Below are 23,696 nucleotides of genomic sequence, written 5' to 3'. Positions count from 1 at the left end.
AGGAAAGAAATCATATAACTTGGGTAAAGTATCGAATGCGAAACGGTGCTCGATAATGTGTCCTATCATAAGTTTAAACTTTATATATAAATGGCTTATAGACGGAAAAATTAATTAACTTTACGTCACGAATGTGCCCTATACCGCCTTCATATGGACAGCGATATGGGGCGGTACGTTCTCACACCGAGATAATGAAAAAGCTGAAAAGAAAGGGGAAAGTCGCGGGATTTCCAGCCGCCCGGCCCAGGGCGAAAACGAGACAAGGGCCGAGCCTCGGGAAGGGGATACGCCTCACCAAACGGTTAATGGTCGTGCTCGTCGTCGCGTTCGGGGTCGAAGCGAGAAGCGACACGGTGCAGCAGCTCGAACTGTCGGCTGCATTGGCTGCAGGCGCCGCACATGGCGAGATGAAAGCGCAGGGAGGCTCGCTCAGGCCACGACAGTCGCCGATCGAGGCGCTGCGACATCAGCTCCGTGGCGCGTCGACACATGATCATGATTTGCCTCCCGATAGCCAGCCTTGTTCGATGCACGTCCGTAGGCGCAAGCGGGCGCGATGCAGGATGGTCCAGCAGTTGTTCTCCTTGATCGCCAGCTCACGACAGATCTGCTCGGTCGTGAGCCCCATCAACTCGCGTAGCGAAAAGACACGGGCCAGATTGTCCGGCAGCACGAGCATGCAGGCATCGAAGACCTGCCAGAAGCGCTCATTCTCAAAAACCGTCTCGGGTTCCCCCCAACTGCTGGGGCGGGCTTCCTTCTGCCATCTACCGCTCTGCTGGAACAGGCGGTCGATGGCATCGTCATCGCTCTCTTCCTCGAGCGGCTGCCATTGGCCATGGCGCTTCTGGGCACGCATGAGGTCGAGGATCTTGTGCTTGAGAATGCCGAAGACCCAGGTTTCATAGCCGGAGCGACCGGAGAAGCTGGCATCCTTCTCGATGGCGGCTTCCAGTGCATCCTGAACGGCGTCTTCCGCAGCGGCGCTGTTGCGCAGATGCAAACGGGCGAAGGAGACCAGCCGCGGACGGACGGCGGCCAGACGTTGCATTCGGTCCCGCTTTCGACGCTCGGGCGAAGCGTCCGATGACCGCTCGTCTGCCCGCGATACCTCGCCTGACCCTCCCGCTGTGCCTTCGTTCACGAATAACCTCTCATGGCTCCATGGTCGCTAATAAAGCGTAGTCTGCAACAAGACAGCTGGATTCAATCAATCAGTTCACCCACCGCCAAGACGCCGCGCTCGGCCAGTTGCACGGGGCGGGAATCATCGCGGGTCCAGGCGGCCATGGAGCCGTCGTACATGGTGACGTTCTCGAGCTCCCCTATCTCGCTGAGCTGGAACCAGCCGCTGGAAGCCCAATGCCCGGTATTGCAGAAGGCGACGGTGGGCGCCTCTCGGTCCAGCTCCAGAGCATCGATGGCTGCCGTCAGCCGCTCGGGGTCCAGATACCAGGCGCCGTTGCGTTCTACCAGCGCATCGTGATGGGGCAGGTTCACTGCGCCGGGGATGGTGCCCGGCACACGAGCGGCGGGTGACTGCTCCTCGCCTCGGAAGAAGCCCACGGGGCGGGCGTCCACCAGTTGCTCGCCGGCCCGACGTGACGCTTCGACCTGCTCGTCGGTGGCCAGCAGCGCCTCGCGCAGTGTCGCCGAGAAGTCGGTAGCTTCGGGCTCGCTTGCTGGGCCCTCGGCAACCTCGAAGCCCTGCTGCTCCCAACCGGCGAAGCCGCCGTTGAGGATCGTCACTTCGTCGTGGCCGAGTGCCTTGAAGGTCCAATAGACACGGGCTGCGCTGCCGAAGTCGGTAGGCCCGGTGCCGGCGGGCACGACGACTACGGTGTCGTCGTTGTTGATACCGAGGCCGCCGATCAGCTCCGCCAGTTCGTCGACGTCCGGCATCAGCCCGGCCACGCCATTGCGCTCCTCGCGCCAGCCATCCTCGGCGTAGTTGCTATAACGACTGCCGGGAATGCGGGCGGCTTCGAAGGCGGCACGGTCGCCGCCGTCATCGATAGCGGAGCGTACGTCCAGTACCACGAGGTTCTTTCTGTCCAACTGGCCGTCGAGCCACTCGGCTTCTACCAGGGGAGCGGGATGCATCGCTTGGGCAGAGCCGGCAATTGCCAGGGCGCCGGCCGCCACGATCAGAGGGGTTCGCATGAGTCAGTCCTCCACGCTGGGGATGCCCTGAGCCTAGGTCGGCCATAAAGGTGAGACAACGTATCGCCAAGAATGCTTTCAGTCCGTCACATTCCCAGCGGGAATAAGACTCCGTGTGGCCTAACGTCATCTGTGAAGGTGCAAACGGGACGGAGCTCGACGACAGAACGGTACTCGGCTGCTATCGGTGTAAGGAACCGGCTGGCGATGCGACACAGTTGGCAGTCGAGCCCTACCGCCTGATCCCATAACAAGACACAGGAGATCGCGAGCATGACGGAACAGCAGGCGCCCCCACGGCGATTCTGGCTGGCGGGCAAGCGAGCCGCCGAGCAGGACAGATTCTTTCGCGAAGCCCTCGAAGCCCGAGGCTGGGAGGAAGGCGACGAGCGGCACTGGGACGCCGCCTGGGTCACCGGTATGCCCGAGCCCGGGCAGTTTCGCCGGGCCTCGCCAAGATGCCGGATCAACCATTTTCCCGGCAACGCCGCACTGACCGTCAAGAGCCGGCTGTACGAAAGCCTGGCCAGCCTCAGGGCGCGCATGGTCGACGGCTTCGGGACGCAGCACCCGTTGACGTCGCGACTGGATTTCTTCCCCCGCGCCTATGTCATGCCGCACGACTACCATGCCCTGCAGCAGGCCGCGCGGGACAACCCCGCGCAGCGCTGGATTCTCAAGCCCACCAATGCCTCCAAGGGCAAGGGCGTACGGGTATTGCAAGACGCAGGTGAGGCGCCGCTGGCCCCCGACTGGCTGGTTCAGGAGTACCTCGATCACCCGCATACCATTCGCGGGCACAAGTACGTGCTGCGGCTCTACGTGCTGATCGCCTCGCTCGAGCCGCTGCGGGTCTATCTGTATCGCCAAGGCTTCGCCAAGCTCGCCTCCGAGCCCTGGGATCCGGACGATGCCGACAACCCCTACAGCCAGTTGACCAATCCCGACATCAACGCTCTCAACACCCGCGCCGAGGTGCCGGTGGAGTTCATCGACTTCGACCGCTACCGCGCCTGGCTGCGCGAGCAGGGGCACGACGATGCCACACTGTTCGCACGCATCGAAGATCTTATCAGTCTCACGTCCATCGCCGCTGTGGATGCAATGCGAAGCCGCACCGCTGCCGTGGGCGCCGACCCGCGTGGCTGCTACGAACTGCTGGGTCTCGACTGCCTGATCGACGACACCCTCAAGCCGTGGATCCTCGAATGCAACCTGAGCCCGTCGCTGGGGCCCTGTGCCGCGCCCGACAGCGGCGGGCTGATCGAGGAGCGGATCAAGGGCGACCTGGTGCGCGACCTGATCGCCCTGACCGGCCTGGCGGATAGCAAGGCTGCCGAAATGTCCGATCCGCTTGCCGAAGCCGAGGCGGAACGGGCCAGGGCAGGCGGCTTCCAGCGACTGCTGCCCGACGCCGATCCGCTGCGCTACCTGCCTTACTTCTCGTTGCCCAGCGAGCAGGACCTGGCGCTGGCGGGCGGCCTGGCTGGCCGTCGCGTACCGCGCCCCAAGCTGATGCGACGCCGAGTCAGCGAATACTACGACGACCAGCAACTGGCCCTCTACGAGACCGATACCGGCCGCCTCTATCGCCCCAACGACACCGCGGCTCTGATCTGGCTGCTGGTCACCGAAGGGCTCGAGCCCGAGGCAATCGTCGAGGCGCTGGGAGCGGCAACCGCAGAGACGGGCGACGCCAATACCGAGGCGCTGGGTCGCGAGGTCTGGGCCACTCTCGCCGAGTGGTGCCGCCTGGGCCTGCTGTGTCAGCGCGGTGACGAAGGAACGGCGCTGACCGAGGCCGACTCGGTTGCTGGCGAGCCGGTAACGAATGACGAGGCACACCAGACGGTGCTGCTGGAACACGAAGCGCGGCGCTGGGCGCTGAAAGTGACCGACAGCGCCGCCTTCGACCGCTTGCAGGCGGGATTTGCGGGCGGGCTCCCGCCGCTCTCCGTCGATGCGGCCAAGGAGCTTCCGCGGCTGGCGCTGCTGAAGGCGGCGGCAGGCTATGCCCTGGCCTCCGACGACTCACTGATCGCCTCCCGCCTGACGCTGCCGGCTATCGTACCGGCCCTGACGGAGTTCCTGCTGTGCCAGGCCGCAGGGCCAGGGCAACCGGTGATCGACGCCCATCTCGTGGTGACACCGATGGGCAACGCCGCGCTTTGTATCGCCACCGATCCCCAGGCGCGAGAGGCGTTTGCCGCTCTGCCTTCGGCTCTCCGTAGCAGGTTCTCCCGTGGCGTCAGGCTGGTGCCGGAGGGTGAAGAGGTGCACCTGCAGCCACTCGGTCTGCCTGGGTGGGGGGCTGCCTCACCTGCGGCGGAAGCTCTTCCGGCACTGCTGCGTGAGCTGCCGGTCTGGGTCATCGCCAGCGCCGAGACCACTTCCACGACCCCAACACCGCTGTCCCGGCTCGACGCCCTGGCGCTGCTGCTGCCGGCCTGTCGTACGGCCGCTGGTGAGCCCCCTTCGGGCGGTGAGGTCCAGGCGCTGGATCGCTGGCTGGAGGAGACTTCCTGCTGGGCGGTAGGCGTCGAGCTCACCACCACGCAACTGGACGCCTGGCTCGACAGGTCATCGGAGGGCGCCTCCCAACCGGCCCTCCCGGCCGACTCCATGACGGCCGGGAATTGAGCAAGCGGTGACCCACGCCGATGGGCACCGGCCGAAGCGAGCGCCACCGGCCCGCTTCGCAATCAGGCGGCGTGCGAGCCAATCGTCGCATGCCGTTGAACGACAACGACCCTGATGGAGTACATGACATGACAGAGCACGAGGAGAAGCGCCGCACGTTGCTGAGTCGGCTCAGCCGGCGGCTTGGCTATGCGGCTCCCGCCTTGGCGCTGGTCGCCAGCGGCATGGCAGTGCAGGCCGTTGCAGACGAAACCGGCACGCAGCCGGCTTATACCAGCGGGCAGGAAGCGCCGCTGATGCTGGCCGAGGCGCATGAAGAGAAGAAACCCGAAGCAGAAGGGGAGGCCGAAGGCGAAGCAGAAGGAGAAGCGGAAGGAGAAGCGGAAGGAGAAGCCGAGGCAGAAGGCACCTAGGGATTTTTTCGTCCCGCCGTGTTCCGTGCCGGGCACTGACGTGACCCGGTACGGAGCCGGCAATACGAGGCCCGTCCACTCAAGAAGGGAAGGCGCATGAGCGAACAACAAGATACTGCCTGTCTCGACAGCCTTATCGAGGAGAACCGGCTGGCCCTGCATCAGTTGCAGGCGTTACTGGGGAGGCTGACACCGTCCGCCTATCGGCACGCCTTCGGCCCGACGGGGCGCCAGAGCCTGGGCAAGCACGTGCGTCATATCCTCGATCATTACGACGCCCTGCTGGCAGGTGCGGGAGTTGGCAGCATCGACTATGAGAATCGTCAGCGGGACGAACGGCTCGAAGCCGAACCGGAAGCGGCCGTGGCGCGGGTTATCGAGATCAGCGCCGCGCTGCCATGCCTGCATGCGCATCACTCGCTCCCTCTGCAGGTTCGATACCCCGTCGAGGGTGCCAGCGCCAGCCTGGTGCTATCGACCAGCCTGGCACGCGAGCTGGCGTTCATGACCAGCCACACCGTTCATCACATGGCCCTGCTGGGCTTCATGGCGGAGCAACTCGGCGTGGCCCTGCCCGACGGTTTCGGGGTGCACCCCTCGACGCTTCGGTTTTGGCAGAAGCAGGCAGCCGAAGAGAACTCGACAAGGAGGGAAACGGCATGAAGCATCTTCACATGGCTACGGCAGGGCTGGCCCTGATGCTGGTCGCCCCCAAATCGCCGAGCGGGCCATCGCAGAGGAGTGAATCGTAATCGCAGGAAGGGATGCCGCTACCCTAAAAGCCAAGCTCGATTATGCGACCGCCGGCATCCTCGGCGTCCTCCCGGTCGTGGGTGACCAGCAGGCTGGGCAGCCCCGCCTCGCGCAAGCGGTCGAATACCAGCCGGCGCGTGTCGTGGCGTAGCGGCCGGTCGAGTGTCGAGAAGGGCTCGTCGAGCAGTACGGCGCAGGGTTCGGCGAGCAGCAGGCGCATCAATGCCACGCGAGCCTTCTGGCCGCCTGAAAGCGTGGCCGGATCGCGCTGCCCGAAGCCACCCAGGCCGACCTGCGCCAGCGCTGCCTCGACTCGCCCTGCCTTGTCGGGGGCCGCGCGGGGCATGCCGAAGCGCAGGTTGCCGGCCACCGAGAGATGCGGGAACAGCAGCGGGTCCTGGAACAGCAGGCCGATGCCTCGCCGCTCCGCCGGCAGCCGGCTGATCTCGCGCTCGTCGAGCAGGACCTGGCCGCTGGCCTGAAAGGCCGGCGCGAGGAAGCCCGCCAGGTAGGCCAGCAGGGTCGATTTGCCGGAGCCGGACGGCCCCATCACGGTGAGCACCTCGCCGGGGCCGATCTCGGCGTCGAGCGACAGCAGTGGCGACCCAGCCAGGGCGATACGGATGTCCTTCAACACCAGGCGGTGATGTGTATTCATGGCGACCCTCGCATGCCGCGGCGGTTGGACCAGAGCAGCCGTGGCAGGCCCACGGCGAGGATGAAGCCCACCAGCGGCAGGCAAGCCTGGACCAGCGCCCATACCCCGATCACACGGCGGTTGCCGCCGGCTGCCAGCGATACCGCCTCGGTGGTCACCGTGGTGATGCGCCCGGCGCCGAGCAACAGGGTAGGCAGGTACTGGCCGATGCTGACGGCGAGACCCACGGCGCCGGCGGTGAGCAGCGGCGCGAGCAGCATGGGCAGCCTCACTCGCCAGAACACGGCGCTGCGCGAGGTGCCCAGGCTCAAGGCGAGCTGAGACCAGCGCGGATCGAAGCGGCGGTAGGCTTCCGAAAGCGACAGGAACACATAGGGCAGCACGAACAGCAGATGGCCGAAGATCACCAGCCATAGCCTTGGCCGGGTGCCCAGCGATTCCATCACCACCACCAGGCCGAACAGGAAAGCGATCTGCGGCACGATCAGCGGCAAGTAGAGCAACGTCAGCGCCGAGAGCAATCTGCCTTGCGCCGGGTGGCGACCGCTGCGCTGTTCGTTCTCGAGTGCCGCCAGCGCCAGCGCCAAGGCGAACAGCGTCGCGCCGATGGCGATCAGTGCCGTCGTGGCGACCGGCGCCGCGAGTGAGGGCAAGGCGCGCAGCCAGTGGGCGGCGGTAACGCTCTGGGGCAGGGCATCGGGAAAGCGCCACATGCCCGCGATGGAACTGAGCGCGAGGCCGGCCAGGCCCACAAAGGCGGTAAGAGTGGTGAACAGGATCAGCCCCTTACCCGCCAGGCGCAGCGGACGCTCGCCTTTGCCGCGTCCGCCGCGGGCTAGCCACTGCCGTCCCAGCCGGGCGACGAGGCATTCCAGGCACCACCAGGCGATAAGCGCCGCAGCGGTGACGCCGAGCTGCAACACGGCGCCCGCCGAGGCCATGAAGCGCCGGCTCAGGTCGGGGTCGTGAAACCAGGTGAGGATCGACACGGCAAGCGTCGGGGGCAGTGTGGGGCCGAGAATCAGAGCGACGTCCACTACCGCCGTGGCATAGGCGATCACCGCATAGACCGGTAGCCGAATCAACGGGTAGAGCGTCGGAACCACTACCTTGAACCAGGCGGTCATGGGACGGTAGCCGAGCGAGCGGGCCATGGCCACGCGTCGCTCGGAATCGAGCTGGGGCAGGGCGGCGAGGCACATCAGCAGCAGAAACGGAATCTCCTTGATCACCAGGCCGACCATCAGCGCCAACCCCCGGGGATCGTTGACGATCAACAGGTCGGGAGGGCGGTTCCAGCCCGTCAGTTCCGGTGAGACCAGTCGCGCCAACAGCCCCGAGGGGGCCATCAGGAACGCCAGGCCGAAGGCCGCGGCGGCATGGGGCAGCGACAGCAGCGGTGCCACCAGCCGACGAATCCAGTGGTCCAGGCGGCTGCCCGAAATGCCGGCCAGGAACGCCAGCGCCACGGCGAGCGACACGGCCGTGGTGAGCAGGCCGCTGGCGAAGCTGACCGCCACCGAACGCGCCAGCCCCGGCTGGGCGAACAGCTCGCGCCAGGGTGCCAGGCTCAAACGCTCGCCGCCCAGCGCCGGCAGGTAGCCGAAGGCGGGCAGCAACGCCATGGCCAGGCCGGCCAGTATCGGGCCGACCAGCAGCGCGACGATCAGCGGCGGAGCGAGGCGAAGCATCAAGATCTGCGGCCTCTCGTCAGGCGGAGTCGAAAATTGCGTCCGGCCATTTCACAAGCTTCCTAGCGGCCGACATAGCGCGCCTGCCAGGCCTCCTGGAGTGCCATCATCCAGCTCGGGTGCGGTTCCGGCAGGGTCTCGGCCAGCGCCTGCGGTGCCAGCAGGGCAGGGTTGTCGGATGCCTGTTCGAAGAGGGCGCGGTTTTCTTCATCGAGGCGTGCTACGTCGAGCACGGTGGGGTCGCCCCATACTGCAAGGTCCTGCTTGTGCGCTTGGGCTTCAGGCGAGAGCAGAAAGTTCGCTACCGCCATGGCACCGGCCTTGTGGGGCGAGTTGTAAGGAATGGCGACGAAGTGCACGTTGCCCAGCGTGCCGCCGTCGAGGATATAGCTGCGGGTCGACTCGGGCAGTTCGAAGCCGGCCACGGCGGCAGCAGGCTCCGCCGGGTTGAAGGTGAAGGCCAGTGCCAGTTCGCCGTCGCTCATCAGACGACGCAGCCCGGGGCCATTGGCGGGAAACTGGCGACCGCTGCGCCACAGGTGGGGGTGCAAGGCGTCGAGATAATCCCACAGCGGCGCGGTAACGGCCTCGAAATCGCTCCGTTCCACGGGGGCGTAGAGCGCCTCGGCCTCTTCGGTCAGTGCAACCAGCGCCTGCTTGAGGAAAGTGCTGCCGAGGAAGTCGGGAATGCGCGGATAGGTGAAGCGCCCGGGATTGGCCTCGGCCCAGGCGAGGAGCTGCGCCATGCTGCGTGGTGGCTGTTCCTCGAGCACAGCGGCATCGTAGTAGAAAGTGATCTGCGCCTTGCCCCAGGGCGACTCGAATCCCGCGGTGGGCAATGTGAAATCGGTGACCACTTCGGGGTTATGCTCGGGCTGGGTCAGCGCAAAGTTCGGCAGACGCTCGGCGAAGGGGCCGTAGAGCAGGTCGTTCTCCTTCATGGCGGCGAAGTTTTCACCGTTGAGCCAGATCAAATCGACGCTGCCGTCGTCGTGATTGCCCGCGCTGCGCTCGGCCAGCACTCGGGAAACGGCGGAACCGGTGTCGTCGATCTTGACGTGTACCAGTTCGACTTCGTGCTCCTCCCTAACCCGCCGCTTTACCCAATCGATATAGTCGTTGACACGCGTGTCACCGGCCCAGGCGTGCCAGTACACGGTCTGGCCGCGAGCTTCGTCGAGAACGCTCTCCCACTCTTGCGGAGCGGAAACCGCGTGAAGCGGAAGGGCAAGCATTGCAGCCAATGGCAAGACACGAAACAGACGCAGCGACATTGACTCACTCCTCAGTAGGGCGGATTCGAGAATGGCCAGTGTGATGAGCCGTGGCCTGTCGTCTACAGGCTCGATGACTCTCGTTCGGGATCGTACGCGAAGGTCGTGAAGCTGCTGCCATCCTTACACATTCCGGCTTATTCCCGCCAAGTTCTGTAAGGAGAGGCTGGTTACTCACGACGAAGTCATGTCGCTGACACTCAGCGGCAGGAGGCGAGAAGTCCCGACATGTCATTCAGGAGGCAGTCATCATGCCCTATAACAAAGACGACAAGAGACGGCAGCTGCTGGGTTGCCTCAGCCGCCGGTTGGCCTATACGGCACCGGCACTGGCTCTGGCAGTGGGCGGGGTTGTCGCCCTGCAGGCCACCGCCGGCGATGCCGTCAGCCAAGCGGGAAAACTGGCCATGACCGAGCTGAGCGAGGAGACCTTCCTGCTGGCGAGCACTCACGCCGAAGGAGGCGCTGAAGCCGAAGCGGAGGCCGAAGGCGAAGCAGAGGGAGAAGCGGAGGGCGAGGCAGAAGGTGAAGCAGAGGGTGACGTTAGTGACGTTCAGCGCCCCGAAGGATACTCGCCGGCCTACAGCGAGGAGGGAGACAACGAGGCGGAGCTGCTGGCTCGCGGCGAGGAACTCTATTACGACACGACGCTGAGCAGTAACGGTCTCTCGTGCGCCAGCTGTCACGGCAGCGACGGTAACGATCAGGGCTACGCCGCGACCTTCGAGCAGCCCTTCCCGCATCAGGTGGCCATGGCCGAGAACCAGTTCGGCATGGCCCAGGTCCACGCCGACGAGATGGTGCAGATCTGCATGGTCGCGCCGATGGCCGCCGAGCCATTGGAGTGGGGTGGCGATAAGCTGACCTCGCTGGCCGCTTACATGGTCGAGGTGCAGCGACGCTTCGCGGGAGAACCGCACGACCTCTGAGCTCGCAAGCCCGGAGCGGGAACGGCGCTTGTTGCGGTCACCCGAAGAGGTCGGCACGGCATCGTATGGCGAGGCCTGCTAACCTGAATTCAGAAGATGCTGAATCAGCAGCAGGCTCTCCAAGCATACCTCATCGACTCGAGGCCAGGTCACCATGAGCGTACGCCGTGTCGCCTTCTTTCATCACATTGTGCTATGGACGAGCCTGCTTCTGTGTCTGGTGGCGGGGGGAATGCTTGCATGGCAGAGCCAGGCCCAGGAGGGCGAGCACATCGCCCTGGTCGTCACGGTGGAGGGTGCCATCGGGCCTGCCACCGGCGATTATTTCGAGCGCGGCCTGCGCCGCGCCGCCGAGCGCAATGCCGAAATCGTGATCGTGCAGATGGATACCCCGGGTGGGCTCGACGCCGCCATGCGCAGCATGATCCGAGCCATGCTGACATCGGAGGTACCCGTTGCCATCTATGTCTCCCCCAGCGGGGCGCGTGCCGCCAGCGCCGGCACCTACCTGCTCTACGGCAGCCATGTGGCCGCCATGGCGCCAGCGACCCATCTGGGCTCGGCCACTCCCGTGCAGATGGGAGGCGGCGGACTGCCTGGCATGGATCCTCCCGAGGAAGAAACGCCTGGCGGTGACGAGGCCAACGGTGAAGAGGCGAGTAGTGGCACCGAGGAAGAGGCGGCGGATGCCGAGGATGAGCCGGCCGATACACGCCGGCGCGGCGAGACCGCCATGGAGCGTAAGGTGCTCGAGGATGCCGTCTACTACATCCGCAGCCTGGCCGAGCGCCACGGGCGCAACGCCGACTGGGCCGAGGAGGCGGTGCGCGAGGCGGTCAACCTTACTTCCTCCGAGGCGTTGGAACGCAATGTGATCGACGTGGTAGCCACCGATATCGAGGATCTGCTTGAACAGATCGACGGTCGTGAAGTAGTGATGGAGCATGGTGAGCGCACCCTGGACACCGCCGATCTTGCCATCGAGCGCTTCGATCCCGATTGGCGCACCGAACTGCTACAGGTCATCACCAACCCCAATGTGGCCTATTTCCTGATGATCATCGGCTTCTACGGGCTGATCTTCGAACTCTCCAATCCGGGTAGCCTGGTGCCGGGCACCATCGGCGTGATCTCGCTGCTGCTCGCCCTGTTCGCTTTTCAGCTGTTGCCAATCAACTATGCCGGCCTGGCGCTGATCCTGGTGGGCCTGGGACTGATCGTCGGCGAGGCGCTGATGCCGAGTTTCGGCATTCTCGGCATGGGCGGCATCGTCGCCTTCGTGATCGGCTCTGTGATGCTGATGGATTCCGACCAGCTGGCCGTGTCGCTGCCCTTGATCGGCGGCATCGCCCTGCTGGCGGCGGGAATCATGCTGTGGGTCGTGGTGCGCTTCGCCGGACTGCGCCGAAAGCCGGCCCGCACCGGCCAGGAGCAGCTCGTCGGCAGCCAGGCGGTAGCGCTGGAGGACTTCCAGCACGAAGGGCACGTGCGGCTGCGTGGCGAGCGTTGGAACGCGCGCAGCAACGCCGCCTTGAAGCGCGGCCAGGAGGTCCGAGTGGTGGCAGTCGAGGGGCTGACCCTCGAGGTCGAACCCGTCGACCGGGCGGCGCAGTAAACGTGATGAATTCGCGACAGTTGCAATCCAGCCGATGACACATCGAGGCCCGACATATCGAGGAGTGTACACATGATGATTTCCTATCTCGTGCCGGTAGTACTGCTGTTCATGCTGATCGCCGCGTCGATCCGCATACTGCCGGAGTACAAGCGCGGCGTAATCTTCTTTCTCGGCCGCTTTCAGTCGGTGAAGGGACCCGGACTGCTCATCGTAATTCCCGGTATCCAGAAGATGGATGTCGTCGATCTGCGGGTGGTGACCATGGACGTGCCGGAGCAGGACGTCATTTCCCAGGACAACGTCACGGTCAAGGTCAACGCCGTGCTCTACTTCCGCGTGGTCGATCCCGAGAAGGCGATCATCCAGGTCGAGAACTTCACTATCGCCACCAGCCAGCTGGCCCAGACCACGCTGCGCTCGGTACTCGGCAAGCACGACCTCGACGAGATGCTCTCCGAGCGCGACAAGCTCAACGACGACATCCAGGAGATCATCGACACCCAGACCGAGGAGTGGGGGATCAAGGTGGCCAACGTCGAGATCAAGCATGTCGACCTGGACGAGAGCATGATTCGCGCCATCGCCCGCCAGGCCGAGGCCGAGCGCGAGCGGCGAGCCAAGGTGATCCACGCCGAGGGCGAACTACAGGCATCGAAGAAACTGGTCGAAGCGGCCAACGTCATGGCCGAGAACTCCGCCGCGCTGCAGCTGCGCTACCTGCAGACCATGAGCGACATGAGCAACAAGAACGCCTCGACCATCGTTTTCCCGCTGCCGATGGACATCATGGAGGCGTTCCGGCACATGAAGGCCTCGCCGGCCGCTCAGGCCAGAAACTCGGCCACGAGCAGGCCGGAGGATCTGGGCGAGGGCTGAGATCGACGTGCCACGCCGCAGCGCGCGTGGCATTCTGAGGCGACCCCACGGACACCGAGGTCGCCTTGTTCCACTCCCTTTCGCACCGTCAACAGGGTCTGCTCATGACCGGCGGCGGTGCGCTGATCATTTCTCCCGATGCCCTGCTGATCAAGCTGGTCGGACTGCCCGACAGCGAAATCCTGGTCTGGCGCGGGCTGCTCACCGCGCTGGGTTTCGTCATCATCATGCTGGCGCGGCATGGGGCCGATACCCTTGCTTCCTACCGGCGATGCGGCTGGACCGGCATCGGCGTGGCGCTGCTTTTCAGCTTCTCCACCTTCGGCTTCGTGCTCGGCAACCAGTACACCAAGGGCGGCAACGTACTGATGATCCTCGCCGGTGCGCCGCTGATAGCCGCTTTGCTCTCGCGGCTGTTCCTCGGTGAGCGGCTGCCGCGGCGCACCTGGCTCGCCATCTGGCTGTGCCTGTTCGGTACCTCGCTGATCGTGCTCGACGATGCCGGGGCGGGTTCCTGGATCGGCAACGGCTTCGCGCTGCTGGCGGCGACGGCGCTAGCGGCCAACTTCACCCTCTGCCGTACCCGGCCCGGGGTCGACATGAGCCCCATGCTCACGCTTTCGGGGCTGATCGTTGCCGCCACGGCGGCGCTGTTCGGCCTGGCTGGCGGCGGCATTGCGCTGCCGCCGGCCGATAGCCTGCTGCTGCTGGTACTGCTGTGCCTGGTGCTGCTGCCGCTGGGATTTACCTTGATCCAGCGCGGGCCCCTCTACCTGCCGGCCGCCGAGGTGGGGCTGTTGATGCTGCTCGAGGTAGTGGTAGGGACGCTGTGGGTATGGTGGGTTCTCGGTGAGCGACCGGCGCCGGTGGCGCTGGCCGGCGGTGCCCTGGTGCTAGGCACGCTGCTGGCCAAGGGGCTTTATGAGCGTCGGCTGGAGCGACGCCTGCGCCGCCGGGGTGCAGCAAAACGAGATCTCTGTTAGTATTCGGCCTCCTATCGGGCTCGAGCGTTAGACGAAAGTCGATGCCGCCCGCGTTTTGATCATGGATGCGACGCAACGTGCTGACTCCTCTTGCCGGGCTGGCCACGCCGCCCTAGCGTTCCCTTCCCGACGCTGCCGTCATCGGCACGTCACCGCTCGACATCATGCTGATGTTCCGGGCTGCCTGACCGAATCCAGAGTTTCGAATGCGCCACTCTCAGGTTGCGCCGTCATCGACGCGTGGCCGGGAGAGCGCTTGAACGACCCCCCCCTGGCGCCATTTGGCATAACAACCCACACCACTGGACCGAAGAATGTTCCGATCCATCAAGCAAGGCTGGTTCTCCAATATCAAGGGCGACTCCCTCGCCGGTATCGTGGTCGCGCTGGCCCTGATTCCCGAGGCCATCGCCTTCTCCATCATCGCCGGCGTCGATCCCAAGGTGGGTCTCTACGCCTCCTTCTGCATCGCGGTGGTGATCGCCTTCACCGGTGGACGCCCCGGCATGATCTCGGCCGCCACCGGCGCCATGGCGCTGCTGATGGTGACCCTGGTGCGCGACCACGGCCTCGAGTATTTGCTCGCGGCCACCCTGCTCACCGGGGGGCTGCAGATCGTCGCCGGCTACCTCAAGTTGGCCGAGTTGATGCGCTTCGTCTCGCGCTCGGTGGTGACGGGCTTCGTCAACGCCCTGGCGATCCTGATCTTCATGGCTCAGCTGCCCGAGCTCACCGGTGTGACCTGGCACGTCTACGCCATGACCCTGGCCGGGCTCGGCATCATCTACCTGTTCCCCTACGTACCGGTGATCGGCCGCTCGATTCCCTCGCCGCTGGTGTGCATCGTGGTGCTGACGGCCGTTTACATGATCAGCGGCATGGACATTCGTAGCGTGGGCGACATGGGCGAGTTGCCCGATACCTTGCCGGTCTTCCTGTGGCCCGACGTGCCGCTGACCCTCGAGACCCTGTGGATCATCCTGCCGACCTCCGTCATGCTCACCGTGGTGGGCCTGCTGGAGTCGATGATGACCGCCACCATCGTCGATGACCTGACCGATACCCCGAGCGACAAGAACCGCGAGTGCAAGGGCCAGGGCATCGCCAACATCGGTTCCGGCCTGCTGGGCGGCATGGCCGGCTGCGCGATGATCGGCCAGTCGGTAATCAACGTGAAATCGGGTGGCCGTGGAAGGCTCTCCACTTTCGTCGCCGGCGTGGTACTGCTGATCATGGTGGTATTCCTCGCCGACTGGGTGTCGCAGATCCCCATGGCCGCGCTGGTGGCGGTAATGATCATGGTCTCCATCGGTACCTTCAGTTGGGCGTCCATTCGCGACCTCAAGAAGCACCCCATCAGTACCAACATCGTGATGCTGGCTACCGTGGCGGTGACCGTAGGCACCCATAACCTGGCCATCGGCGTGTTCGTCGGTGTGTTGCTGGCGGCGATGTTCTTCGCCAACAAGGTCGGCAACATCCTCTACATCGGATCCGAAGAGGCCGATGATGGCAGCCGCCGTATCTATCGGGTGGTGGGGCAGGTGTTCTTCGCCTCGTCCGAGCGCTTCGGCAGCGCCTTCGATTTCAAGGAGACCGTGGAGAAGGTCACCATCGACCTGTCGCGTGCGCACTTCTGGGATATCACTGCCGTGCAGACGCTGGACCGGGTAGTGATCAAGTTCCGCCGTGAGGGCACCGAGGTGGAGCTGATCGGGCTCAACGAGGCCAGTGCGACCATTGTCGACCGCTATGCCATCCACGACGACCCTGCCGCCGTCGAGAAGCTGATGGGCGGCCACTGAACGGATACGGGAGCGTACGAGACATGACAGAACAGGTAATGGCCGCCATTGACGGCTCGCAGTTCTCTACCGGGGTGTGCGACTACGCCGCCTGGGCCAGCCTGGCGCTGAATGCGCCGCTGATCTTCCTGCACGTGGTGGACAATCACCCCCAGACCGCCGAGCCGGACCTCTCCGGCAACATCGGGCTGGGCTCCCGCGAGCATCTGCTGGAGGAGCTATCGCAGCTCGACGAGCAACGCGCCAAGGTGGCCCAGGAGCAGGGCCGGCTGATGCTCCAGGCGGCCAAGGAGCGAGCCATCGAGGATGGCGTGGCGGAGCCCGCCATGCGGCAGCGCAACGGCACGCTGGTCGAGACCCTCGAAGAGTTGCAAGACGAGATCCGCTTGCTGGTGCTGGGCAAGCGCGGCGAGATGGCCCATCAGGACGGCGAGCACCTGGGCTCCAACCTGGAGCGGGTGGTGCGTACCCTGCACCGGCCTATCCTGATGGTACCGGAGACCTTCAAGCGCCCTGAGCGGGTGATGCTCGCCTTCGACGGCAGCAAGACCACCCGCAAGGGCGTCGAGATGCTGGCAAAGAGTCCGCTGTTCAACGGCATTCCGGTGCATGTGGTGATCGTCGGCGCCGAGACCGGCGATAACCGCTCGCAGCTCGACTGGGCGCTGGCCGTATTGCGCGAGGCCGGCCACGAGGCCGAGGGGGTGATCCGTGCCGGCGAGGTGGAGGAGACCCTGCGTGCCTACAAGGAGGAGAACGATATCGGCCTGCTGGTGATGGGCGCCTATGGCCACTCGCGCATTCGCCACCTGCTGGTGGGCAGCACCACTACCGCCATGCTGCGGCGGGCCGAGGTGCCGATCCTGCTGCTGCGCTGACGCTTACCCGAGCCGGCCCTTCCTGCGGGAAGTGTGCCGGCTTTTTCTAACCTGCTCGAAAGCTCGCGCCGCCGAGTCTGGAGACAGAGCTAATACCGAACAGGCAGGAGCCAATCCATGTCCAGCAAGATCTACTGTATCGCCAACTTCAAGCCCAAGCCTGGCAGGGAAGATGCCCTGTTCAAGACGCTTCAGGCGCTGGAGCCCAATACTCATCGCGAAGATGGCTGCCTGCAATACACAGTCACCCGGCATATCGACCATCCGAATGCCCAAGGGGCCAGCTATCCGATCGTCTTCCATGAGGTCTGGGCCAGCCGTGAGGCTTTCGAGGCTCACTGCAACCGTCGGGAGATCAAGGAGTTCTTCGAGACCCATGTCGAGTCGCCCGAGGGTGACGTGGATCAAGTCAACGTCTGCGTCTATACCGACGAGCCCCACGACTACGACGCGCCCCGGCGCTGAGTTCAGGCGCTTTTACGGGCTACACAATGTCAATTATTGCGTCTATGGTTTTTCTTTGACCTGCCGAGTTGTACCTCGCCGCTAATGTTTTTGGATGGATTGCGTCTGTTGCCTCCGGCCAGTTGACTTATTGCTGGGCACGCTGTGTTGGTTATCCGTTACGAGAGGATATGTGGTGAACCACCCGGACATCGATATCGACAAGATTATTCGCCAACTGGAAGATGCCAGGGCGATGCTGATCGACCAGAGTTTCGAGAGCAAGGAGAGCCGGGCCACGGTCACGCTGGATCAGACCTCGGTCGGCCGTCTGTCGCGTATGGATGCCCTGCAGGGGCAGGCCATGGCCAAGGCCGAGGAGGATCGCCGCCAATTGGCGATCCGTCGCATCGATGCGGCGCTGGCGCGCCTTGAGCGCGAGGAGTTCGGGGAATGCCTGGAGTGCGGCGAATGGATCGCCGCGAAGCGTCTGGAATGGGACCCGACCGTGCTGAGGTGCATCGATTGCGCAGATTAGTCGCTTCGCGTTGACCTGACACCTGGCCAAGCCCCTAACCGATGAGGTAGAAACGAAAGGGCATATAACGACATACGCCAGCCAGGAAACGAAACGATGACCGAACAGGTGATGGCCGCCATCGACGGCTCGCAGTTCTCCACCGGGGTGTGCGACTACGCCGCCTGGGCCAGCCTGGCGCTGAATGCGCCGCTGACCTTCCTGCACGTGGTGGACAATCACCCCCAGACCGCCGAGCCGGACCTCTCCGGCAACATCGGGCTGGGCTCCCGCGAGCATCTGCTGGAGGAGCTATCGCAGCTCGACGAGCAACGCGCCAAGGTGGCCCAGGAGCAGGGCCGGCTGATGCTCCAGGCGGCCAAGGAGCGAGCCATCGAGGATGGCGTGGCGGAGCCCGCCATGCGGCAGCGCAACGGCACGCTGGTCGAGACCCTCGAAGAGTTGCAAGACGAGATCCGCTTGCTGGTGCTGGGCAAGCGCGGCGAGATGGCCCATCAGGACGGCGAGCACCTGGGCTCCAACCTGGAGCGGGTGGTGCGTACCCTGCACCGGCCTATCCTGATGGTACCGGAGACCTTCAAGCGCCCTGAGCGGGTGATGCTCGCCTTCGACGGCAGCAAGACCACCCGCAAGGGCGTCGAGATGCTGGCAAAGAGTCCGCTGTTCAACGGCATTCCGGTGCATGTGGTGATCGTCGGCGCCGAGACCGGCGATAACCGCTCGCAGCTCGACTGGGCGCTGGCCGTATTGCGCGAGGCCGGCCACGAGGCCGAAGGGGCGATCCGTGCCGGCGAGGTGGAGGAGACCCTGCGTGCCTACAAGGAGGAGAACGCCATCGACCTGCTGGTGATGGGCGCCTACGGTCACTCGCGTATCCGTCACCTGCTGGTGGGCAGCACCACCACCGCCATGCTGCGGCGGGCCAGCGTGCCGGTGCTGTTGCTGCGTTGAGGTGGCCTGTCGCCGGCGCCGAATGTCGAACGCTGGCAAGGAGTGGTAGCATCCAGCGGATGTTGTCCAAAGGAGGCCAGCGTGGCAGCCCCGTATCAGTCGACTCCTCGCCTGCGCATTCAACTGGGGCATGCCATCGCCATTGGCCCGGGCAAGGCGCAGTTACTCGAGGCCATTGCCGAAACCGGCTCGATCTCCGCGGCGGCCCGCCAACTGGGCATGAGCTATCGGCGTGCCTGGCTGCTGGTTGACACCATGAACCAATGCTTCAGGGAGCCCCTCGTCGCTACCGCAACCGGCGGCAAAGGCGGCGGAGGCGCACAGATCACCGCTCTCGGCGAGGAGGTGCTCGAGCGCTACCGAAGGATGCAGCGTATCGCCAGTGAGGCGGTGGCCGAGGAGATGGATACTTTCGCCTCGCTCTTTGCCGAGTCACCCCCCACTCCCGACCGGGAGCACTAGGCTCGAGAGTGCGTCAGGACAGGGCCTTTCCACGCAATTGGGCATATACGTGCTTGCCCGGACTCAACGCCAGACGCTTTGAGGCCTCGCGGGGAATACGCGCGAGCAGCAACTGGTCGTCGACCGCCAAGCGCACCAGCAGGTGGCCGGGATGCGGGTCGTCGCTGATCTCGACAACCCGCGCCGGAAGGCAGTTGAGGGTGCTGGAGTCCCGCGGCGGCGCCAGACTGATCACCACGTCCCGGGCCTGGACACTGACGCGCAGCCGTTCGCCCGCCGCCGCCGGGCCTCGTGAAACCCACAGCCGTCCGGCGCCGCACTCCAGCTCGACGAGCTGCTGCTCGGCATCGTGTCTAACGACCCGTGTCTCCAGTACCGCGGCGGCATTATCGGCATGGGACAGCGGCAGGTCGCTGCGGACCAGCAGCTCACGCAAGGGGCCGGCGGCCAGCACACTTCCCGCCTCCAGCAGTACCATATGATCCGCCAGGCGGGCCACCTCCTCGAGGGCGTGGCTGACGTAAACCATCGGAATCTCCAGGTGCGCGTGCAGCCGCTCCAGGTAGGGCAGGATTTCCGCCTTGCTCGCCACGTCGAGCGACGCCATGGGCTCATCCATCAACAGCAGGCGAGGGCTGGCGAGCAGAGCCCGGGCAATGGCGACTCGCTGCCGCTGTCCGCCGGAGAGTGCCTGCGGGTAGCGCTCCAACAGCGCCTCGACGCCGAGCAGTTGTACCGTCTCGTCGAAGTCGACGCGACGATGACTGGCTTCGACCCGCCGATAGCCGTAGCGCAGGTTGTCGCGTACCCGCAGATGAGGAAACAGGCTCGCCTCCTGGAAGACATAGCCCAACGGGCGTCGATGCACCGGCAAGAAATAATCACGCTCCTGCCAGCGGCAGCCATTGACCGATAGCCAGCCGTCGCCACGCTCCAGGCCGGCCAGGCAGCGCAACAGCGTGGTCTTGCCCGAACCGGAGCGGCCGAACAGGGCGATGACGCCACGCTCGGGCAGTTCCAGTTCGGCATCCAATACGAAGTCGCCGCGACGCAACCGCAAGGCGCCCGATACGCTCATGGCATGATCCCCGCCACCCTGAAGCGCTTGTTCAGGGCGTAGACGCAGACCAGCAGGGCGAAGGCCATCAACAGCAGGAACAGCGACAGGCGATGTGCCGATGCATGGTCGAAGGCCTCCACATGGCTATAGATGGCAATGGAAGCCACCTGGGTCTGGCCCGGTATGCCACCACCGATCATCAGCAGCACGCCGAACTCGCCCAGGGTATGGGCAAAGGAGAGCACGGCCGCAGTGAGCAGCCCCTGGCGCGACAGGGGCAGCACCACCGAGACCAGCCGGTCGAGAGGCCCGGCCCGCAGGGTGGCAGCCACTTCCAGGGGGCGACGTCCCATGGCCTGGAAGGCGTTCTGTAGCGGCTGCACGACGAAGGGCAACGAATAGATCATCGAGCCGATCACCAGTCCGGTGAAGGTGAAGGCCAGGTGGTTCGCCCCCAGCCGCTCCAGCGTGCCGCCCACGGCGCCGCGCGGGCCGAGCAGAATCAGCAGATAGAAACCGATCACCGTGGGTGGCAGCACCAGCGGCAGGGCCACCAGGGCTTCCACCACTACTTTGATGCGCCGCTGGGTATGGGCCAGCCACCAGGCCAGCGGCAGGCAGAGCACCAGCAGCAGGGCGGTACTGATCAGGGCCAGCCTGAGGGTCAACTGCAGCGCGCCCCAGTCTGCCTCGCTGATGCCAAGGAAGGTCATGGCGGTCTACTCACCCGGCAATACGAAGCCGTAGGCGCGCATGATGTCTCGTGCCTCCGGACTCTGCATGGCTTCGGCGAACAATTTCGCGGTGGGATGGTCGCCGCCGTGTCGGGTGATGATGAAGCCCTGCTCGAGCGGCGCATGTAGCGCCTCGTCGATCAAGTAATAGCTTCCCCGGTCGAGCATCGCCGGGTTGCGAGCCAATGCCAGGGCGATGATGCCCACTTCGGCGGCTCCGCTCTGCACCAACTGCATGGTGTGGGCAATGTTTTCGCCGAAGACCAACCGCGGTTCCAGCGTCTCCCAGAGACCGCTGGCGATCAGCGCCTCCCGGGCTCGGGCGCCATACGGGGCATGGCGAGGGTTGGCGATGGCGATGCGCCGGAAACGCTCATCTCTGAGGGAGTCCAAGGTCAGCTCGGAGGCATCCAGGCCGTCGCTCCAGAGTACGATTCGCCCTTCTGCATAGGGGATCACTTCACTTGCTGCGTGGCCGGCCTCTTCCAGCGCTCGGGGGTAGGCGATATCCGCCGAGAAGTAGAGATCGAAGGGTGCGCCGTTCTCGATCTGGCTGCGGAAACGCCCCGAGGAGCCATAGACGATCTCCACCGGATGCTCGGGATGATCGGCGGCGAAGGTTTCCAGGATCTCTTCCAGGGCGAAGCGCAGGTCCGAGGCCGCGGCAATGCGCATAGGCGCCTCGCTGGCCTGGGCCGCGGTCAATACCAGGCTCAGGGCGAAGGTGGCCATGCCCGCCAGCAGGCGTCTGAAAGGATGGGACACTTGCGATCTCCACTCTTTTGCCTTGGGTTTCATGCGGTGCAGGCAAGGTGTCGTCATATATTTTCAGATATAACGATTCGCCGTATATTGCCATACGCAACGTTGGGCGTGCCATACCGCTCGAGAGGTATCTCTGCTAACGGGCCAGGCCGCTGCCAGCCGTCAGCGTCATGGCGATCAGCCGGTATGCTCGTTCGCTTGTTGACGCAGTAAATCCTGGGCCAGCCACCAGCCGAAGGCGAGAAACGCCAGCATGCCGGCGAGAATCAGAGTGAAGTGTGCGCCGAGATCGAGCGCGATGCCCAGCAGCGCCGGGGCCAGCCCGGTGGCGAAGACCATGGCGGCACTGAGCGTGGCGCGTACCGTGCCGAGATGCTCGGCTCCCCAGATACGCACCAGCAGACTGGTGGCGATCGACTCCTGCGAGCCCATGGCGAGCCCGCCTCCCACCATCAGGGCCCACACGCCGAAGTGGCCGCCGAAGGCGATGGCGACCAGCAGGGCCAGCGCGTAGGGCAGCAGGTAGAGACGTGCCAGACGGACCGGCCCCAGGCGATCGACCCAGCGTCCGCCGAGCAGCGCGCCGGGCAGCTTGGCCAGGCCCATGCCGGTCAAGGCCAGGGCGTAGACGGTGAGGGTGCTGCCCAGGTCGCGGGTCATCGCCGCCTGGTAGATGAACAGCCCGGTCATGGTGATCGGCAGCGTCATCAGCAGCGGCAGCAGGCGCCAGAAACGAGGGTCGCGAAAGGGGCGCGGGCCGCTGGGTCGCTGCCCGCGTGCCGGGCGCTGTCCCGGCGCCGGCGGCCAGGGGCCCCGCAGCAATAGCGGTAGCCAGCAGCCTGCCAGCACTAGCACGAACAGCCACCACAGCTCGCGCCAGCCGAGTACGATCAGCAGCGTCGCTATCACGGGCGGCAGTAGCGTCTCGCCGAGCATGATACCCATGCTGGCGAGGCCCAGGGCACGCCCGCGCATGGCGACGAATTCGCGTCCCGCCAAGGTATTGCCCAGGTGGGTCATCATGCCCTGGCCGCAGAAGCGCACCAGCCCCAGGCCTAGCAGCCCCAGCCACCACCAGGGCGTGAGCGTCAGTAGCACCACGCCGGTGACGAGCGCTGCCATCACTATGAGGGCGAAGCGCCGCGGTGGCACCCAGTCGAGGCTTGGCCCCAGGCGCAACACGGCGAAGCCGGCAATCAGCGTGACCAGGGCGTAGGCGCTGCCGAACTGGCCGGGAGTGAACCCGAGCCGCTCGCTGATCGGTGCCTGGAACAGGCCGATGAAGAAGCTCTGGCCGAGACTCGAGGTGAACATGGCCAGGAAACAGATGCTCAGCAATCCTCGGTGATCCCGCAGCAGCGTGCGATAGCCCATGACGCCCTCCCTGAGCGATGGCAAGATGTTTGGCAGAATTGAAAGCCGGCATGATAGCAGCTCAAGGAGAGAAGCAATGACCATCGTTCGTCACGACACCAAGGCGCGCATGAGCCGCGCCGTGATCCATAACGGTATTGCCTACCTATGCGGCCAAGTGGCCGGCCCCGAGGCGCGCCACGGCGACATCACCGAGCAGACCGAGAGTATGCTGGCGCGGGTGGATGCGCTGCTCGCCGAGGTGGGTTCCGACCGCGAGCACCTCCTCACCGCAACCATCTACCTCAAGGATGGCAGCGACTTCGCCGCCATGAACGCGGTGTGGGATGCCTGGGTACCCACCGGCCACGCCCCGGCGCGTACCTGCGTCTGTGCGCCCATGCCCGCCGACGAACTCAAGGTCGAGATTACCGTGACGGCCGCCGTGGTGGCTGGCGGCGACTACCCCTACTGATAGATAGCTTTTGGTTCCTAAGGGAACGCTGAAGAAATAGGCGAGAGGGGTGAAGCGCAAGGCGCCCGGAGCACAGGAACCGGAGCATATGGGGTATATGTGAGGATTCCGCGCACCGCGCAACGCAGCGATTCGCCCTCGCAGCCAGTTATTCAGATGATATGGACTCCCCCCTCCGACGGCATCGCGATGTGCCAGATTAGAGGGTGCATCAACCCATACGGAAGAGG

At 65.0% G+C, this 23,696-nt stretch carries 24 protein-coding genes; 14 read left to right on the top strand and 10 right to left on the bottom strand.

Annotated features, from left to right (window positions below):
* Window positions 1-305: 305 nt before the first annotated feature.
* The 3 genes from HBJ55_RS17605 to HBJ55_RS17595 form a co-directional block, all read right to left on the bottom strand.
* Complete coding sequence (locus tag HBJ55_RS17605) at window positions 306-500, bottom strand: zf-HC2 domain-containing protein (RefSeq protein WP_167118017.1); 195 nt, start codon at window positions 498-500, stop codon at window positions 306-308.
* Window positions 497-1,054 (bottom strand): sigma-70 family RNA polymerase sigma factor, encoded by a 558-nt coding sequence (locus HBJ55_RS17600; RefSeq protein ID WP_167118014.1) that lies wholly within the window; start codon window positions 1,052-1,054, stop codon window positions 497-499. Before HBJ55_RS17600 ends, HBJ55_RS17605 begins: the two co-directional genes overlap by 4 nt.
* A gap of 155 nt (window positions 1,055-1,209) precedes the next feature.
* On the bottom strand, window positions 1,210-2,166 hold the full coding sequence (locus HBJ55_RS17595; RefSeq protein WP_167118011.1) for a sulfurtransferase: 957 nt from the start codon (window positions 2,164-2,166) through the stop codon (window positions 1,210-1,212).
* A 273-nt stretch (window positions 2,167-2,439) separates the two neighbouring features.
* Here HBJ55_RS17595 and HBJ55_RS17590 point away from each other — a divergent pair, with 273 nt between their 5' ends.
* The 3 genes from HBJ55_RS17590 to HBJ55_RS17580 all read left to right on the top strand — a co-directional run bounded on the left by HBJ55_RS17590 (window position 2,440) and on the right by HBJ55_RS17580 (window position 5,882).
* On the top strand, window positions 2,440-4,806 hold the full coding sequence (locus HBJ55_RS17590) for a PqqD family peptide modification chaperone (RefSeq protein ID WP_167118008.1): 2,367 nt from the start codon (window positions 2,440-2,442) through the stop codon (window positions 4,804-4,806).
* A 128-nt stretch (window positions 4,807-4,934) separates the two neighbouring features.
* On the top strand, window positions 4,935-5,219 hold the full coding sequence (locus HBJ55_RS17585; protein ID WP_167118005.1) for a hypothetical protein: 285 nt from the start codon (window positions 4,935-4,937) through the stop codon (window positions 5,217-5,219).
* Window positions 5,220-5,315: 96 nt separating this feature from the next.
* Complete coding sequence (locus HBJ55_RS17580; protein ID WP_167118003.1) at window positions 5,316-5,882, top strand: hypothetical protein; 567 nt, start codon at window positions 5,316-5,318, stop codon at window positions 5,880-5,882.
* 112 nt (window positions 5,883-5,994) lie between these two features.
* Here HBJ55_RS17580 and HBJ55_RS17575 read toward each other — a convergent pair whose 3' ends face one another.
* From HBJ55_RS17575 to HBJ55_RS17565, 3 genes are all read right to left on the bottom strand, one after another.
* Window positions 5,995-6,630 (bottom strand): ATP-binding cassette domain-containing protein, encoded by a 636-nt coding sequence (locus tag HBJ55_RS17575; RefSeq protein ID WP_167118000.1) that lies wholly within the window; start codon window positions 6,628-6,630, stop codon window positions 5,995-5,997.
* Window positions 6,627-8,321 (bottom strand): ABC transporter permease, encoded by a 1,695-nt coding sequence (locus HBJ55_RS17570; protein ID WP_167117997.1) that lies wholly within the window; start codon window positions 8,319-8,321, stop codon window positions 6,627-6,629. The genes HBJ55_RS17575 and HBJ55_RS17570 overlap by 4 nt, the downstream gene beginning before the upstream one ends.
* A gap of 62 nt (window positions 8,322-8,383) precedes the next feature.
* On the bottom strand, window positions 8,384-9,595 hold the full coding sequence (locus tag HBJ55_RS17565; RefSeq protein ID WP_167117994.1) for an ABC transporter substrate-binding protein: 1,212 nt from the start codon (window positions 9,593-9,595) through the stop codon (window positions 8,384-8,386).
* A gap of 251 nt (window positions 9,596-9,846) precedes the next feature.
* Between HBJ55_RS17565 and HBJ55_RS17560 the strand changes: the two genes are divergently transcribed.
* The 10 genes from HBJ55_RS17560 to HBJ55_RS17515 all read left to right on the top strand — a co-directional run bounded on the left by HBJ55_RS17560 (window position 9,847) and on the right by HBJ55_RS17515 (window position 19,079).
* Window positions 9,847-10,524, top strand: a complete 678-nt coding sequence (locus HBJ55_RS17560) for a hypothetical protein (protein ID WP_167117992.1) — start codon at window positions 9,847-9,849, stop codon at window positions 10,522-10,524.
* 154 nt (window positions 10,525-10,678) lie between these two features.
* Window positions 10,679-12,139 carry an NfeD family protein gene (locus HBJ55_RS17555; RefSeq protein WP_167117990.1) on the top strand — a complete coding sequence of 487 codons (1,461 nt, stop codon included), beginning with the start codon at window positions 10,679-10,681 and terminating at the stop codon, window positions 12,137-12,139.
* A 72-nt stretch (window positions 12,140-12,211) separates the two neighbouring features.
* Window positions 12,212-13,018: a slipin family protein gene (locus tag HBJ55_RS17550; RefSeq protein ID WP_167117988.1), complete on the top strand. Its 807-nt coding sequence runs from the start codon at window positions 12,212-12,214 to the stop codon at window positions 13,016-13,018.
* Window positions 13,019-13,083: 65 nt separating this feature from the next.
* Window positions 13,084-14,001: a DMT family transporter gene (locus HBJ55_RS17545; protein ID WP_167117985.1), complete on the top strand. Its 918-nt coding sequence runs from the start codon at window positions 13,084-13,086 to the stop codon at window positions 13,999-14,001.
* A gap of 314 nt (window positions 14,002-14,315) precedes the next feature.
* Window positions 14,316-15,806: a SulP family inorganic anion transporter gene (locus HBJ55_RS17540; protein WP_167117982.1), complete on the top strand. Its 1,491-nt coding sequence runs from the start codon at window positions 14,316-14,318 to the stop codon at window positions 15,804-15,806.
* A gap of 23 nt (window positions 15,807-15,829) precedes the next feature.
* The gene (locus HBJ55_RS17535; protein ID WP_167117980.1) at window positions 15,830-16,684 is read left to right on the top strand and encodes a universal stress protein; all 855 of its coding nucleotides are present in this window, start codon (window positions 15,830-15,832) and stop codon (window positions 16,682-16,684) included.
* A 117-nt stretch (window positions 16,685-16,801) separates the two neighbouring features.
* Window positions 16,802-17,149, top strand: coding sequence for a putative quinol monooxygenase (locus HBJ55_RS17530; RefSeq protein WP_167117978.1), 348 nt, complete (start codon window positions 16,802-16,804; stop codon window positions 17,147-17,149).
* Window positions 17,150-17,324: 175 nt separating this feature from the next.
* The gene (locus HBJ55_RS17525) at window positions 17,325-17,666 is read left to right on the top strand and encodes a TraR/DksA C4-type zinc finger protein (RefSeq protein ID WP_167117975.1); all 342 of its coding nucleotides are present in this window, start codon (window positions 17,325-17,327) and stop codon (window positions 17,664-17,666) included.
* 96 nt (window positions 17,667-17,762) lie between these two features.
* Entirely contained in the window at window positions 17,763-18,617 is an 855-nt protein-coding gene (locus HBJ55_RS17520; protein ID WP_167117973.1) for a universal stress protein, read from the top strand.
* An 81-nt stretch (window positions 18,618-18,698) separates the two neighbouring features.
* On the top strand, window positions 18,699-19,079 hold the full coding sequence (locus HBJ55_RS17515; protein WP_167117970.1) for a LysR family transcriptional regulator: 381 nt from the start codon (window positions 18,699-18,701) through the stop codon (window positions 19,077-19,079).
* A 13-nt stretch (window positions 19,080-19,092) separates the two neighbouring features.
* Here the strand turns inward: HBJ55_RS17515 and modC are convergent, their stop codons facing one another.
* From modC to HBJ55_RS17495, 4 genes are all read right to left on the bottom strand, one after another.
* Window positions 19,093-20,157, bottom strand: coding sequence for a molybdenum ABC transporter ATP-binding protein (gene modC / locus HBJ55_RS17510; RefSeq protein ID WP_167117967.1), 1,065 nt, complete (start codon window positions 20,155-20,157; stop codon window positions 19,093-19,095).
* Window positions 20,154-20,852, bottom strand: a complete 699-nt coding sequence (gene modB, locus HBJ55_RS17505) for a molybdate ABC transporter permease subunit (RefSeq protein ID WP_167117965.1) — start codon at window positions 20,850-20,852, stop codon at window positions 20,154-20,156. Before modB ends, modC begins: the two co-directional genes overlap by 4 nt.
* 6 nt (window positions 20,853-20,858) lie before the next feature.
* Window positions 20,859-21,638, bottom strand: a complete 780-nt coding sequence (modA, locus tag HBJ55_RS17500; protein WP_338072041.1) for a molybdate ABC transporter substrate-binding protein — start codon at window positions 21,636-21,638, stop codon at window positions 20,859-20,861.
* A gap of 177 nt (window positions 21,639-21,815) precedes the next feature.
* Window positions 21,816-23,012, bottom strand: coding sequence for an MFS transporter (locus tag HBJ55_RS17495; protein WP_167117963.1), 1,197 nt, complete (start codon window positions 23,010-23,012; stop codon window positions 21,816-21,818).
* A gap of 76 nt (window positions 23,013-23,088) precedes the next feature.
* Here HBJ55_RS17495 and HBJ55_RS17490 point away from each other — a divergent pair, with 76 nt between their 5' ends.
* Window positions 23,089-23,466: a RidA family protein gene (locus HBJ55_RS17490; protein WP_167117961.1), complete on the top strand. Its 378-nt coding sequence runs from the start codon at window positions 23,089-23,091 to the stop codon at window positions 23,464-23,466.
* Window positions 23,467-23,696: the final 230 nt, after the last annotated feature.

Origin of the sequence: Billgrantia bachuensis (assembly GCF_011742165.1) — a bacterium.
In the GTDB taxonomy this organism is placed as follows: Bacteria; Pseudomonadota; Gammaproteobacteria; order Pseudomonadales; family Halomonadaceae; genus Halomonas; species Halomonas bachuensis.
Note: the sequence above shows the minus strand (reverse complement) of the source record. Positions and strands in the feature narration are given on the sequence as shown.

Bases quoted from the DNA above. Each gene is read 5' to 3' on its own strand.
- HBJ55_RS17605 (WP_167118017.1), bottom strand. From the start codon at position 500: ATGATCATGTGTCGACGCGCCACGGAGCTGATGTCGCAGCGCCTCGAT.
- HBJ55_RS17600 (WP_167118014.1), bottom strand. From the start codon at position 1,054: ATGCAACGTCTGGCCGCCGTCCGTCCGCGGCTGGTCTCCTTCGCCCGT.
- HBJ55_RS17595 (WP_167118011.1), bottom strand. From the start codon at position 2,166: ATGCGAACCCCTCTGATCGTGGCGGCCGGCGCCCTGGCAATTGCCGGC.
- HBJ55_RS17590 (WP_167118008.1), top strand. From the start codon at position 2,440: ATGACGGAACAGCAGGCGCCCCCACGGCGATTCTGGCTGGCGGGCAAG.
- HBJ55_RS17585 (WP_167118005.1), top strand. From the start codon at position 4,935: ATGACAGAGCACGAGGAGAAGCGCCGCACGTTGCTGAGTCGGCTCAGC.
- HBJ55_RS17580 (WP_167118003.1), top strand. From the start codon at position 5,316: ATGAGCGAACAACAAGATACTGCCTGTCTCGACAGCCTTATCGAGGAG.
- HBJ55_RS17575 (WP_167118000.1), bottom strand. From the start codon at position 6,630: ATGAATACACATCACCGCCTGGTGTTGAAGGACATCCGTATCGCCCTG.
- HBJ55_RS17570 (WP_167117997.1), bottom strand. From the start codon at position 8,321: ATGCTTCGCCTCGCTCCGCCGCTGATCGTCGCGCTGCTGGTCGGCCCG.
- HBJ55_RS17565 (WP_167117994.1), bottom strand. From the start codon at position 9,595: ATGTCGCTGCGTCTGTTTCGTGTCTTGCCATTGGCTGCAATGCTTGCC.
- HBJ55_RS17560 (WP_167117992.1), top strand. From the start codon at position 9,847: ATGCCCTATAACAAAGACGACAAGAGACGGCAGCTGCTGGGTTGCCTC.
- HBJ55_RS17555 (WP_167117990.1), top strand. From the start codon at position 10,679: ATGAGCGTACGCCGTGTCGCCTTCTTTCATCACATTGTGCTATGGACG.
- HBJ55_RS17550 (WP_167117988.1), top strand. From the start codon at position 12,212: ATGATGATTTCCTATCTCGTGCCGGTAGTACTGCTGTTCATGCTGATC.
- HBJ55_RS17540 (WP_167117982.1), top strand. From the start codon at position 14,316: ATGTTCCGATCCATCAAGCAAGGCTGGTTCTCCAATATCAAGGGCGAC.
- HBJ55_RS17535 (WP_167117980.1), top strand. From the start codon at position 15,830: ATGACAGAACAGGTAATGGCCGCCATTGACGGCTCGCAGTTCTCTACC.
- HBJ55_RS17530 (WP_167117978.1), top strand. From the start codon at position 16,802: ATGTCCAGCAAGATCTACTGTATCGCCAACTTCAAGCCCAAGCCTGGC.
- HBJ55_RS17520 (WP_167117973.1), top strand. From the start codon at position 17,763: ATGACCGAACAGGTGATGGCCGCCATCGACGGCTCGCAGTTCTCCACC.
- modC (WP_167117967.1), bottom strand. From the start codon at position 20,157: ATGAGCGTATCGGGCGCCTTGCGGTTGCGTCGCGGCGACTTCGTATTG.
- modB (WP_167117965.1), bottom strand. From the start codon at position 20,852: ATGACCTTCCTTGGCATCAGCGAGGCAGACTGGGGCGCGCTGCAGTTG.
- HBJ55_RS17495 (WP_167117963.1), bottom strand. From the start codon at position 23,012: ATGGGCTATCGCACGCTGCTGCGGGATCACCGAGGATTGCTGAGCATC.
- HBJ55_RS17490 (WP_167117961.1), top strand. From the start codon at position 23,089: ATGACCATCGTTCGTCACGACACCAAGGCGCGCATGAGCCGCGCCGTG.